Genomic DNA, 12,812 nt, shown 5'->3' with positions numbered 1-12,812 from the left:
GGACATGCAGCGGGACATCCAGCGCACCATCGAAGCCGTATGGCGGATTGAATCCGCCCGCATCATTGCCGTGGTGGCGCGCATGCTGCGCGGCGTGGGCGAAGCGGAAGAAATCGCCCAGGATGCGCTGGTGGCAGCCATGGAAAAATGGCCGGAAACAGGGACGCCCGATAATCCCGCCGCATGGCTGATGGCCGTTGCCAAGAACCGCGCGCTGGATTTGCTGCGCCACCGCCAGCTGCAGCAAGACAAGCAAGCCGAACTCACCTACGAAATCGAAGGCCAGCTGCAAGACACGGTGCCGGACGTGGCGCTGTCGGTTGAACAGGCGCTGGACGACAATATCGGCGACGACTTGCTGCGCCTCGTGTTTATCTCTTGCCACCCGGTGCTTTCCATGGAAGCGCGGGTGGCGCTGACCTTGCGCCTGCTGGGCGGCCTCACCACCGATGAAATTGCCCGCGCTTTCTTCGTGCCGGAACCGACAGTCGCACAGCGCATCGTGCGCGCCAAGCGCACGCTGGCGGAAGCAAAAGTGCCATTCGAAGTGCCGCGCGGCGCGGAACTGGGCGAACGGCTGGCCGCCGTGCTGCAAGTGATTTACCTGATTTACAACGAAGGCTATGCCGCCAGCGCCGGTTCCGACTGGATGCGCCCCGCCCTGTGCGATGAAGCGCTGCGGCTGGGCCGCGTGCTGGCCGGGCTGGCGCCGGATGAGCCGGAAGTGCACGGCCTCGCCGCGCTGATGGAAATCCAGTCATCGCGCATGCGGGCCCGCCTCGACACCCAAGGCAACCCGGTGCTGCTACTGGACCAGGACCGCACGCGCTGGGACCCATTGCTGATCCGCCGCGGCCTGGCCGCACTGGCCCGCGCGGAAGCGCTGTGCGAACGCCAGCAGCGGGGACTGGGCCCATACGCGATGCAAGCCGCCATTGCCGCCTGCCACGCACGCGCACGCCGCCCCGGCGATACGGACTGGGGCCGCATTGCCGCCCTGTACGACGGCCTGGCGCAACTGACGCCCTCCCCTGTCATTGAATTGAACCGCGCTGTCGCGTTATCGATGGCGTTTGGTCCCGCCACGGGGCTGGAAGTGGTGGACGCCTTGCTGGAAGAACCGGCATTGAAAAATTATCATTTGCTGCCCAGCGTGCGGGGCGACTTCCTGTACAAGCTGGGCCGCATCGCGGAAGCGCGCCAGGAATTCGAACGGGCCGCCGCGCTGGCGCAAAATGAACGGGAGCGCGATTTACTGCTGGCCCGCGCGGCGGCCTGTGTGCCGGCCTTGCCATAACCGGCTATCATGGATGCATGCAATACTTCGATGAACTGTACATCGTCCGCAACCCGCCGGTCACGCCTGCGCAGTGGAACGCACTGATCAGGCAGCGCAGCGATTTCAGCTTGCCTGGCAACAGCATGGATTGCCACGTCTATGTGGGCGACGTGGAACTCAATGCAGCCGGCGTATATATCTGGCTGGGCCACAGTTCCGGGCAACAGCTTCCCGTGCAATTAACGCCGCGCCACCTGTACATCCCCGGCATTGACAGTGAAACCGTGGTGTTCGTGCAAAGCCTGGCGTTCCAGCTTGATGCCTGCGTAGTCCACAAGGTGCATCCGATGAATGTACCGGCAGCGGCAACGCCATAGGCCATGAACTGATAGCGCGCACATTTCCCCGCCTTGCGCGATAATAGTCCCCTTGAAAATCGTTCAAACCCGGGGAGACCGCCTTGCTCAATTTTGATTTTTACAATCCCACGCAGATCCTGTTCGGCCAGGGCCAGATCGCGGCCATCACGCCGCTGGTGCCTGCCGGCGCGCGCGTACTGATGCTGTATGGCGGCGGCAGTATCAAGCGCAATGGCGTCTATGATGAAGTAAAGGCCGCGCTGTCCGGCCACACGGTCTTTGAATTCGCCGGCATCGAGCCGAATCCGCACTTTGAAACGCTGATGCAAGCCGTCGAACTCGTGAAAGCGGAAAAAATTGATTTCCTGCTGGCGGTTGGCGGTGGTTCGGTTATTGACGGCACCAAGTTCGTGGCAGCGGCGGTGCAGCATGACGGCGACCCATGGCTGATCCTGGAAAAAGGCGGCAAGACCATCACGTCCGCCATGCCGTTCGGCGCGGTATTGACGCTGCCCGCCACGGGTTCGGAAATGAATGCGGCCAGCGTCATCACGCGCGCCGCCACGCAGCAAAAGCGCGCCTTCATGCACCGCGCCGTGTTCCCGAAATTCTCCGTGCTGGACCCGGCCAAGACCTTCACCTTGCCGCTGCGCCAGGTTGGCAATGGCGTGGTCGATGCGTTCGTGCACACGATGGAACAGTACATGACGTATCCGGCCGACGCGCCGCTGCAAGACCGCTGGGCCGAAGGCATTTTGCAAACGCTGATCGAGCAAGGCCCGCGCACTTTGGCGGAACCGGAAAACATCGGCGTGCGCGCCAACATCATGTGGTGCGCAACGATGGCGCTGAACGGCATCATCGGCGTCGGCGTGCCGCAAGACTGGGCCACGCACATGATTGGCCATGAATTGACGGCGCTGTATGGCCTCGACCATGCGCAGACGCTGGCTGTCGTCCTGCCCGGCATCCTCACGGTACGCAAAGATGCCAAGCGCGCCAAGCTGCTGCAGTATGCGGCCCGCGTGTGGAACATCACGGAGGGCGGCGAAGAGACGCGCATTGCACAAGCCATCGAGCGCACCCGCGGCTTCTTCGAGCAGATGGGCGTCAAGACCCGTTTGTCCGGCTACAACCTGGGCCAGGAAGCCATCGATGCCGTCGTGGCGCGGCTGGTCGAACACCGCATGGTCAAGCTGGGCGAACACCGCGACATCGACGCGGACGCGAGCCGCGCCGCGCTGCAAATCAGCCTGTAATACCTGCTATCAAGGCGCCGCCCGGCGCCCGCCTTGTGCAGGTTGTGTTAAACTCCACGCTTCGCTAGGGGTCCTGGCCGTTCAAAAAACGTCCGGGTGAGAGATACCCTCCGTACCTGATCTGGATAATGCCAGCGAAGGAAAGCGTCGTGATGATCCCCTCCGCCGTTTCCCCCTCCCCGCTGGCTCCAACGTTTTTAGAGCCACTATGTTCAAACGAGAATTTGCAGTATCCGCCGCCGCCCTGGCGGTTGCCCAAGCCTTTGCCGCCAACGCCTGTGCCGGCGAGCAGGCCATGGCGGAAGTCGTCATCACCGGCGCCAAGCCGGCCGGTACCCACGCTCAAGTCGGCGGCTTTGCCGATCTGCCGCTGCTGCTGACGCCAGCATCGGTCAATGTGCTGGACCGTGAAAAAATGCAGGAATTGAATATCCGCACAACGACGGACGCCGCCAAGTTCGACGCGTCCATCAGCGATGCGTACAACGCGGTCGGCTATGCCGAGCAATTCTCCATCCGCGGCTTCAAGCTCAATAACGCCAACAGTTACCGCAAGGATGGCCTGGCGATTTCCGGCGACACGCAAATCCCGCTGGAAAACAAGGAAGCCATCGAAGTGCTCAAAGGTCTGGCCGGCATGCAGGCCGGCGTGGCGGCGCCTGGCGGCATGGTCAATTACGTGACCAAGCGCCCGACCAGGGAAGCACTGCGCAGCGTGACGGTCGAAGCCAGCGAGCGCGGCACCCTGCTCGGCCACGCCGACCTGGGCGGCCGTTTCGACGACACCCGCTTTGGCTACCGCATCAACGTCGCGGCCGAACGCCTGCGCTCGTACATCAAGGGCGCCGACGGCCACCGCAACTTCGTCTCCGGCGCGTTTGACTGGCAAATCTCGCCGGACGTGCTGCTGCAGGTCGATGGCGACTACCAGAAAAAAGCGCAGGTTTCCGCGCCCGGCGTCCAGCTGATCAACAATGCCACGCTGCCCGTGATCCCGGCCGACATCATGCTGAACCGCCAGCCGTGGAGCAAGCCGGTCACCACCGAGAGCAGCAATATCGGCATGCGCCTGCTGGCACAACTGAACAATGACTGGAGCGCCACGTTCTCGGCCAACCGCCATGCATTCAAGCGGGATGACTACGCTGCCTTCCCGTATGGCTGCGGGGCTGAAAACCTGTATCCGGGCTTCTGCGCCAATGGCGACTTCGACGTCTACGACTACCAGAGCCTGGGCGAGCGCAAAACGCCGCAGGCTGCGCAAGCCCTGCTGCAGGGCAAATTCGCCACTGGCGCCGTCAGCCATGCGCTGAGCGCCGGATGGTCGTGGTTCAAGAACAGCGAAGAATGGGGCGACTACCTGTACCTGGGCCTCGATACGCCGAGCAACCTGTACCACCCGGTCGTGGTCCCGCAAAAAGGCGGCACCAGCGGCCCCGTGTCCGAACGCCGCGCCGACCGCGAACAAGCCGTGTTCGTCCAGGACGTGGCCGGCCTGACCGACAAGCTGAAATTGCATGCCGGCGTACGCAGCGCACACGTCAAGCGCGACGAAGCCGGCGCCACGCCGGTCGATGAAACCTTCCTGCTGCCGAACGTGGCGCTGGTCTACTCGCCGAAAGCCAATGCCACCGCCTACGCCAGCTGGGCCAAGGGCCTGGAATATGGCGGCGTGGCGCCGATCGGCACCAGCCACCCGGGCCACGCCCTGGCGCCATCGGCATCGAAGCAAGTGGAACTGGGCGTGAAAGCCGACATCGGCGACGACATCAGTTTGGCCATGGCCGTATTCCAGATCCGCACCGGCCTGGAATTCATCAATGCCGCGAATGACTATGTGCGCGGCGGCGAGCGCCAGCACCGCGGCCTGGAAATGCGGGCCAACGGCCAGCTCACGCGCGACGTGAAGCTGTGGTTTACCGCCATGGCGCTCGACACCGAACAAAGCGGCACCGGCGACCCGTCGATGGATGGCAAGCGCGTCACCAACGTGCCGAAGTTCCGCACCTCGCTGTGGGCCGAATACGCGCTGCCGCAAGTGGATGGCTTGAAGCTGAACGCGAACTGGCAATATGCGAGCCGCAAGGCGTTCGACAACTTCAATACCGTGTTCGTGCCGGGCTACAGTGTGCTGAACCTGGGCGCATCGTATGCAGTGAAAGCCGGCGGCGTGAAGACCATCATCCGCGCACAGGTCGCCAACGCCACCAACAAGTTCTACTGGCGCGACGTGACGCCGGACTTGGGCGGCTACCTGTTCCCGGGCGCCGAGCGCACTTATAAACTGTCGGCGCAAGTCGACTTTTGATGCCGGAGCGGGCGCTTGCCTGAGCTGGCGCCCGCGTACCGGTGCTGTTGAACCGGTAAAAACAACAACGCCGCAGGCTGCGGGCCTGCGGCGTTACTGTTGCGTCAAGCCGGGTCAGACCGTGCCGGCGGCCTTGCGCACCTTGGCCAGGCACTTCTCCAGCACACCGACATCACTGGCCGGCTTGCCTTTGTCCTGACCCGTCAGCCAGCGGTCAAGGCCACATTTCATCACGGCCAATCCCTCTTCCGTCAAGTCATGGGCACGCAATTCAAAGCCCTCCCAGCCGCCGGCCGGCAGCACTACGCTGGGCGCCAGCAATGCATGCTGCTTGAGGAAACCGCACAGTGCATCAAACACCGCCGCTTCCTCGGCGATATCGATGCCGGCGCCCAGCCGAAAATTGGGACCGGTGCGTATCAATAAATAGTTATCCATTCAAACTCCATCCATCTTCCATTAATTACGGCGTACCAGTTCCGTGGGGACATTTTCGAAATCCACCAGCCGCTTGGTTTCGCGGTCGCGGATAAAGGTACCTCCCTGGCTGCGTATTCTATCTTCTTTGGCCGCTTGCGCCTTCTTGCTCGCGCCCATGCTGGTGGTTTCCACGGCCTTCACGGCCTTGCCATCCTTGATGACGACGTGGTCGATGCGGCGCGCTTCGCCGGTCAGGCCATCCTTGACGATCTTGCCTTCGGCATTGCGCAGGTATTGCTCGCGCTGCACGGCTTTTTCGCCGAATTGCTGGACCAGTTCCCTGCCCGTCTTGATTTCACGGGCGGCGCCCGCGGCCCGCGAAGCCTGCACCCCATGTTCGACCACGCGCGCGGCCTTCATGGCCTGCCCCATGCCCGGCACCGGGCTCAATACCCCGATCGTGCTGAGTGCGACATCGGCCGCAGCCGCCCCCACCCCGACGCCGGAATACAGTGCGCCGCTCAGCTTGGCGAGGTCCCACACCAGGAAGGCCACGTCCAGCGGGCTGTGGCCATCCGGGTCCACGTAGCGGTAAGGATTGTTGTTGGCGTACGCGTAGCGGTTGAAGCTGTGCAGGTTGTTCGGGTCGAAGCCGCGCGGATCGGCGCCCATGAAGCGGCTGACCAGCGGATCGTAGTAGCGCCCGCCCATGTATGACAGTCCCGTGTTGGAATCATACGGCTTGCCGGCAAACCATAAACCGTTGTTGGCGCCCGCCGCCGGGTTGGCCAATTTATCGCCGTAGGGCTGGTAGTACTCCTTCCACAGCAGGTTGCCGTTGGCGTCGCTGGCCATCAGCGGCGTTCCCGCCGCGTCGTTGTGGTAATACGTGATGGCGTCACTGGTACCCACTGCCACGGCAACGTTGGTGGAATATTCCCCGAACCACTCGATGAACTCCTGCACCATGCGCATCTGGAAGTTGTACACGCCAGGCGTGGTGGGCGCAGTGATGTTGAAGGTGAACGTCTTTTGCTGGCCTGGCGCGATGCTGTCGCCGGCGCCAAGCAGCACACGCCCGGCGTTAAAGGTCATGTTGTCGCCGGGATTCTGCGACCCCAGCTTGTAGTTGCCGGCGGCAGTCCAGGTATTGGTGCCCGTGTTTTTCATGACGATGGACACCGTCGCGTTTTGCCCCGGGGCCAGCGTCAATGGGACCGACTGTGAAACCAGCGCCGCGTCATTCGGCGCGGCAAACGCCGGCAGGCAAAAACTGAATAACAGCCATAAGACCGCGATTGTTCTGCTATAGAGATGTTTAACCATGGGTTGTCCAGAGTGAGTGTTTACTGTGTGGAGGTACGCTGGGCAATCCGCTTGCCACCCAGGTAGATATATTCAGTAAGCTTGTTCGATTGCGCGGGCGTGTACTCGACCAGCTGGTTGCCGTGCGAGCCATACATTTCGTATGACTTCACTCCGGCCTTGGTCACCGATACTCGCTGATTGAGGCCGTCATACACGTAATCGACTTTATTGGTGGAGCTTGCGCAGTTGGCGCATTTCAAGTTGAACGCGCTGTCATACACAAAGGTATTCCCCGGCGCGGCAATCACGTTCCCCAGCGCGTCATAAGCAAAGCTGCCGGCGCGCTTGCCGGAAATACTGCTCAGGCGGTTATTGGCGTCATAGCTGTAATACAGGCTGGAGCCGCCCAGCACCTGGCTCTTGATATTGCCGGCGCCGTCATAGGCGATGGCGCCGGCGCCCCAGGAACCGGCCGCGCTGACCAGCCGGTCTATGCCGTCATACCCCAGGGTGCGGTTGTAGGCGCCGTCGGCGGAATCCGACACGGCCGTCAAATTGCCATTGCCGTCGTAGGTATAACTGCTGTTGATGAAATAAGCGCCGCCCTTCTGGGTGCTGAACGACGATGGCCACAGGCGGTCGTTCTGCTGGTAGGAGGTCACCATGCCGTTCGCGTAGGTCAGTTGCTTGACCTGTCCGGAAGGCCAATACGCGATGCTGGAAATGTAGCCGGAGACCTTGGTCGGCCGGCCATACACATCCGGCGCATAGTCGACCACGTGGTTGGCGCGCGGATAAGTGATTGAGCTTAACTGGTCCACCGTGTTATAGCCGTATCCCACCGTCATCGCCACGCCGTCCACCGTCTGGGTTTCGCTGACCAGGTTGTCGTTGGCGTCGTAGACGTAGCTGCGCGCGGCTGCCGAGGTGGTAACGGACTTCAGCTTGCCGGTCTTCGAATACGTCTTGGTCACCGACGGTGTGCTGTCCGGATAGGTGATCGATTGCAGCCGGTTCTGGCCGTCATACGCAAACGTCGTGGTACCCGACGTTCCCACCTGGCGGGAAGTCATGTTGCCGGCGATATCGCGTCCCATGACGGTGGCGCCGGTTTCCGGGTTCGTCACGCCGGTCAGATACTGGTTGGCATTGTAGGTGTAGGTCCGGGTCACGCCGCCCTGCGTCACCGACGTGATCAAGTCCGCGCTGTTGCGGACAATCGACACGTTGGCGGCCGGCTCCGGCGTGGTGATCGCCATCACGTGGTTGTCGTTAGGGTCGCCGTAAGCGCGGTACGTGTGCGTGGTGGTCTGGTTGCGCTCATCGGTGACGCTCACGGAGCCGGCGCCGTACGTGGTCGACTCGACCGAGCCGTCGGCGTTCGTGACGGTTTTGACGCGGCCGAACTGGTCATAAGTATAGCGGGTGCCGACCGCGCTGCCGGGATTGGACTGGAACGTCTTGTTGCCGAACGCGTCATGGGCATAGGTGGTGACGATGCCGCCCAGCGACACCTGCAGCGGCAGGCCAAAGCCGTCAAAGTCGGTGCGCTCGACCAGGTAGCCGCGCGTCACGGTCTTCCAGTTCGGACCGTACGAAAACGCCTTCGTGCTGCCGATTGGGTACGTGATGTAAGTCGGACGGTTCAACTTGTCGAAGGTCGTGGTGGTGGTCTGGCCTTCCCCATTGGTTTCCGAGGTCACATTACCGGCGGCATCGACCACGCGGCTGATCGTGATATTTTCCGGCTGGTTTTCCGTCTGCGCGATGCCGCGCATGTAGTTCGAATAGCTGTGCACCAGCCCGCGCGGATGCGTCACGGTGGCCAGGTTGCCGCCCGCATCGTAGGTATAGGATGTGGTGACGCCATCGTTGGTCACGGACGCGACCTTGCCGTTGCTGTTGAAGACGCGCGTGGTCGACTTGCCGGCGTGGATTTCATCCTTCACCTGGCCGATCAGCCACTTTGCCGTGTCGATGTTGTAGGTACGGGTCGTGGTGCGCGAACCGCCGTTGGGACCGCTCTCCACAATGGTGCCGGCGTTGCCATACTGGTCGTAGTTGGAAAACGTCGTCGTATAGGTGGCGCCGTCGCGGTAGATGGTGCGGCTGGCCATGTCGGCGGCCCAGGTTTTCGCATCCCACACCAGCTCCGGGCCCTGGAAGCGCCGCCGGTCGGCGGTAATTTCACGCTGGCTCCACGTGTACGTTTCCTTGTTGCCCAGATTGTCGCTTTTCTCCATCAGGCGGCCAAGCATCCAGCCGGTGTTGGAATTGACCAGGTAGTCGCACGAATTGGCATAGCCGGCGCCCATGTGCTTGTAAGTGAACTGCACGCCGTCCGGGCGGCTTTCCACGGTGGAGTCGTATTGCCCGGCGCCGCCATGGGTGTACGCGTAATTCCACGTGCCGCCGGTCGACAGCGAACGCGATTTCACGCGCGGATAGTACGTGTCGCTGCCAGGCAATCCGCCGCAGGAAGGCGCGGTCTGTTTCGCCGCCTCCAGCGTATAAGTGACGACCCCGCCTTCCGGATACGTGATGGTGGCTAGCTTGCGGGACAAGGCGCTGACCTGGTAATCCGAGCTGGCGATCGGCCCCGGAACATAGGTGAAGCGCCAGGTCCGGCCTTCCGGCAGGGTGACGCTGATCAAGGCGCGCCCGGTGGTGTTTTGCGTGGCTGGCGAATACTCGTAGCTCCAGGTGCGGCCCGTGTTATCCGACATGGAAACCAGCCGTCCGGTCACCGCGTCGTGCGTGAAGTTGACCTGGCGGCCGTCGCTCGAGGTAATCGACACCGGCAGGCTAACCCAGCCGCTTTCGCCACCGCCCGCGCCTTCCACGTTTTCCGGTGCAAAGGTCTTGCGCTCATAGGTGTACGCAAGCCAATTGCCGTACTGGTCGGTGGCTTTCTTCGCCACCAGCAGCTGGGAATTGCCGGTACTTCCATACAAGGTGTCCCACACGGTTTCCTGTGGTGAGATGTTGCCGAAGTCATAGTTGATGCCATCAGGCGACGTCACCGTCACATTGCCGGCGCTGCACACGGCGCGCCAATTGTTTTTCGTACGCGCCGTGTAGTTACCGACGAAGAACAGGTGTTCGTGGCTGCCGTTGGGTAATTCCAGGTAGGCTGTCAGCGACGATTCGAACGGCTTGGAAAACGGCTGGTTATTGCACAGGTTCGTCGCGTCGAAAGGGGGCCGCACGCCGCCCGTGGCAGGCGACGCCATGGTCTTGGTGTCGATCCAGCGCGGCGCCGGCAGCATTACCCAGCCGGCGCCCAGCGAACGCCAACGGAAGGAATTGACGAACGCGTTAGCCTTGCCGCCGGCCGCGCCCTGAGCGCTGTAAATCCGGTTGAGGACGATATCCATGCCGCCATTGCCGCGCCACGTCAGATCGTTATGTTCCACCAGCAAGTCGCCGGTATGGGGATTGACCCGGTCCCCGATCGGCGTGGCGCGCTCGGGCGTATTGTTGCGGTTAATGTCCTGCACCAGGACTTCTTCCGCCCGCGTTACGGCCGGGAGCGCCAATGCCGCGAGCAATAATGCCGGGTATCGCCGCTTATTTCTTTCTTGCATAAAAACTCCTTTGAGTTGAACAAAAGAACAAGTATTCGAATGCAACTCCAATTCCTACAGGCGTGACAATCCAGTCCGCGTTCGATGGCAGATTGCAATGTCAAAGCCAGGGAATAATCGTGAACCGCTCGCCTGTCCCGGGCGTCGGAACAGTGGAAAATCAGGTCGGCCGGATTGGGAGGTGCATTATTTTTCGCAAAGAGAATGTTTCAGATATTAAAATCTTATATATAAAACAATGACACATTCTCACAGAAAGTCACACCCGGACAAATTATTTGGGGTACATGGTCAGGCGGGCGGGCGCTTACCGGAACAGGTATTGCACCCGCATGGTGAAACTTTGCGCACTGCGCGCAGCGTTTTTGCCGATCAGCCACGCCGCGTCATATTTGATTTCCTGGCCCGCCCCCACGTCCACCTCGCCAAACACGGCAGGCCCTGCCCGGTGCGACTGCTTATTGCGCGGCAGCCAGTGATTCCACTTGCCGACTTCGCCAAAGCCTTGCACGCCGGGCTCCAGCCAGCTTTTCCAGCGCTGCTTGATTTGCCACTGGTAGACCAGCTGCGTCTGCGCGTCCGCCGCGCCTTGGATGTCGCGCTGCAGGAACAAGTTCGCGTTGAATTGCGTGCGGTAATACTCGGTCTGCATCGCGGGGCCGATCTCCAGGCTTGTCACATGGGGCCGGGAATGGCTGCGTCCCAGTTCCGTATGCAGCGCCACATCCGCCGCATACTGCCCTTGTGTCAGCAGCACGTCGTTTTGCCAGCTGTAACCTGACAAATGGCTGCCATCCTTGCCATGCTGGCGGAACCACTCGGCATTGAATTCCGTGTACCAGCGCGGCGTCACGCTATAGCTGATGCCGATTTCCGGCGCCGACTTGCTCGATGCATTGGTAAAGTCGGCATTCCAGTATTTGTAATCGATGCCCAGCTGGCCTTCCTCGTCATACATGGAGACTAGGTAATAACCCGTTCCAGCCTGCGCGCACGGCAAGCTGCTTGCGAACAGGGCAGTGATTGCTATGAGGAATTTTTTTGTCATTTCCTCACTGTAGCAGGCTTGCCCAGCACGTGCTCGACTTTCAGCAAGCGCTGCGCAGCGTCGCCCGCCACCAGTGAGTAGGCAATATTGCGTTTGTCCAGTTCATCGAACAGCAAGCCTGCAATGACGGCGCATTCATCCAGCGTTTCACGCATGCCGTCCGGCTCCCATGGGATATCGGACGCGCACACCAAGGTCACGTCATAGCGGGAACGCTGCACCAGTTGTTCCAGTTCGTCATCGATGCCGCCGAAATAGTGGCGGCTGTAGACGGCCGTCATCAGCGGCGTGGTATCGCAAAACAGGTAGCCGTGGGCTTGCGCCAGCGCCGCCTGCTCGCGCGCCACCTGGGTACGGGCAATCACGATCTGGTCACTGGCGGCCGGCATGCGGCCCTGCGTATCGACGAATTCACGCAAGTATTCCGGCACCCACACGGTGCCATAATGCGCGGCCAGGCGCGCGGCCAGCGTGGACTTGCCGGCCGACGCGGCGCCCACGATGGCCACTTTTTGAGTCATTTCAGCACCACCGCGTCTTCCGCGTCGCCCGCCCCTTCCGCGGCGCGCTTCCACGCAGCCAGGCCGGCCACCGCCATCAGCACGAACAAGCCATACAGCACGGCGGTCAGGATCAGGTGTTTATGGACGTACAGCGCGACATAAATGATGTCGACGATGATCCACACGTGCCAGTTCTCGACTTTTTTACGCGACAGCAGCACTTGCCCCACCAGGCTGCCCGCGGTCAGGAAACCATCCATATTCGGCACGTCGGTATCGGTATAGCGCTTGAGGAACCAGGCGAGAATGGCAAAGCCGGCCAGCCAGCCGGCTGCGGACCATGCGATACCGCGCCGGTCCAGCTCCGTCACCGTCAATTTGTCGTGCGACACGCTGCCATACAGCCACTGGTACCAGCCCCAGAACGACACGCTGATGAATACCAGCTGCAGCGCCATGTCGCCATACAGTTTGGCGCCCGCAAACACGATGCCGTACGTGGCGGACGACACGATGGCAAACAGCCACGCCCAGTGGTTTTGGCGGATGTTCAACAGCACTGTCGCCACGGACAGCAGGAAGGACAGCAATTCAAGCGGCGTCGTGGACAGGCCGAGCAGGGAGATGGAATCGTTCATGGTAGCCTGCGATTATAAGGAAAACGGCGGCCATCGGGGCCGCCGTCAGTTACTGACGCGTCATTCCCAGCGGGGGCGCCGAGCCTTTCGCTGGAATGACGGC

General features: G+C 61.7%; 10 protein-coding genes and 1 riboswitch. Of the genes, 4 read left to right on the top strand and 6 right to left on the bottom strand.

The window, feature by feature from the left end:
- Window positions 1–4 precede the first annotated feature (4 nt).
- The 4 genes from GM668_RS09200 (at window position 5) to GM668_RS09185 (ending at window position 5,205) form a co-directional block, all read left to right on the top strand.
- Window positions 5–1,297, top strand: a complete 1,293-nt coding sequence (locus GM668_RS09200; RefSeq protein ID WP_155438655.1) for an RNA polymerase sigma factor — start codon at window positions 5–7, stop codon at window positions 1,295–1,297.
- A 17-nt stretch (window positions 1,298–1,314) separates the two neighbouring features.
- Window positions 1,315–1,656, top strand: coding sequence for a hypothetical protein (locus GM668_RS09195; protein WP_155438654.1), 342 nt, complete (start codon window positions 1,315–1,317; stop codon window positions 1,654–1,656).
- 83 nt (window positions 1,657–1,739) lie between these two features.
- Entirely contained in the window at window positions 1,740–2,897 is a 1,158-nt protein-coding gene (locus tag GM668_RS09190) for an iron-containing alcohol dehydrogenase (RefSeq protein ID WP_155438653.1), read from the top strand.
- Window positions 2,898–2,953: 56 nt separating this feature from the next.
- Window positions 2,954–3,057: riboswitch (TPP riboswitch) on the top strand.
- Between the two features lie 48 nt (window positions 3,058–3,105).
- Window positions 3,106–5,205 (top strand): TonB-dependent siderophore receptor, encoded by a 2,100-nt coding sequence (locus tag GM668_RS09185; protein ID WP_155438652.1) that lies wholly within the window; start codon window positions 3,106–3,108, stop codon window positions 5,203–5,205.
- Between the two features lie 114 nt (window positions 5,206–5,319).
- Here GM668_RS09185 and GM668_RS09180 read toward each other — a convergent pair whose 3' ends face one another.
- The 6 genes from GM668_RS09180 to pnuC form a co-directional block, all read right to left on the bottom strand.
- Complete coding sequence (locus GM668_RS09180; RefSeq protein WP_155438651.1) at window positions 5,320–5,643, bottom strand: hypothetical protein; 324 nt, start codon at window positions 5,641–5,643, stop codon at window positions 5,320–5,322.
- 21 nt (window positions 5,644–5,664) lie between these two features.
- Window positions 5,665–6,951 carry an RHS repeat-associated core domain-containing protein gene (locus tag GM668_RS09175; protein ID WP_155438650.1) on the bottom strand — a complete coding sequence of 429 codons (1,287 nt, stop codon included), beginning with the start codon at window positions 6,949–6,951 and terminating at the stop codon, window positions 5,665–5,667.
- Between the two features lie 20 nt (window positions 6,952–6,971).
- Window positions 6,972–10,520, bottom strand: a complete 3,549-nt coding sequence (locus GM668_RS30900; RefSeq protein ID WP_211923367.1) for an RHS repeat domain-containing protein — start codon at window positions 10,518–10,520, stop codon at window positions 6,972–6,974.
- A gap of 307 nt (window positions 10,521–10,827) precedes the next feature.
- The gene (locus GM668_RS09165) at window positions 10,828–11,478 is read right to left on the bottom strand and encodes a hypothetical protein (protein ID WP_229499088.1); all 651 of its coding nucleotides are present in this window, start codon (window positions 11,476–11,478) and stop codon (window positions 10,828–10,830) included.
- An 86-nt stretch (window positions 11,479–11,564) separates the two neighbouring features.
- Window positions 11,565–12,089, bottom strand: coding sequence for an AAA family ATPase (locus GM668_RS09160; RefSeq protein WP_155438648.1), 525 nt, complete (start codon window positions 12,087–12,089; stop codon window positions 11,565–11,567).
- A complete protein-coding gene (gene pnuC, locus GM668_RS09155; protein ID WP_155438647.1) occupies window positions 12,086–12,709 on the bottom strand; it encodes a nicotinamide riboside transporter PnuC in 624 nt (207 codons plus the stop codon). The genes GM668_RS09160 and pnuC overlap by 4 nt, the downstream gene beginning before the upstream one ends.
- Window positions 12,710–12,812: the final 103 nt, after the last annotated feature.

It is taken from the genome of Pseudoduganella ginsengisoli (assembly GCF_009720865.1).
GTDB lineage: Bacteria > Pseudomonadota > Gammaproteobacteria > Burkholderiales > Burkholderiaceae_D > Rugamonas > Rugamonas ginsengisoli.
Note: the sequence above shows the minus strand (reverse complement) of the source record. Positions and strands in the feature narration are given on the sequence as shown.

What these genes read in the sequence shown, in the direction of transcription:
- GM668_RS09200 (WP_155438655.1), top strand. Translation starts at nt 5, where the DNA reads ATGCAGCGGGACATCCAGCGCACCATCGAAGCCGTATGGCGGATTGAA.
- GM668_RS09195 (WP_155438654.1), top strand. Translation starts at nt 1,315, where the DNA reads ATGCAATACTTCGATGAACTGTACATCGTCCGCAACCCGCCGGTCACG.
- GM668_RS09185 (WP_155438652.1), top strand. Translation starts at nt 3,106, where the DNA reads ATGTTCAAACGAGAATTTGCAGTATCCGCCGCCGCCCTGGCGGTTGCC.
- GM668_RS09180 (WP_155438651.1), bottom strand. Translation starts at nt 5,643, where the DNA reads ATGGATAACTATTTATTGATACGCACCGGTCCCAATTTTCGGCTGGGC.
- GM668_RS09175 (WP_155438650.1), bottom strand. Translation starts at nt 6,951, where the DNA reads ATGGTTAAACATCTCTATAGCAGAACAATCGCGGTCTTATGGCTGTTA.
- GM668_RS30900 (WP_211923367.1), bottom strand. Translation starts at nt 10,520, where the DNA reads ATGCAAGAAAGAAATAAGCGGCGATACCCGGCATTATTGCTCGCGGCA.
- GM668_RS09165 (WP_229499088.1), bottom strand. Translation starts at nt 11,478, where the DNA reads ATGTATGACGAGGAAGGCCAGCTGGGCATCGATTACAAATACTGGAAT.
- GM668_RS09160 (WP_155438648.1), bottom strand. Translation starts at nt 12,089, where the DNA reads ATGACTCAAAAAGTGGCCATCGTGGGCGCCGCGTCGGCCGGCAAGTCC.
- pnuC (WP_155438647.1), bottom strand. Translation starts at nt 12,709, where the DNA reads ATGAACGATTCCATCTCCCTGCTCGGCCTGTCCACGACGCCGCTTGAA.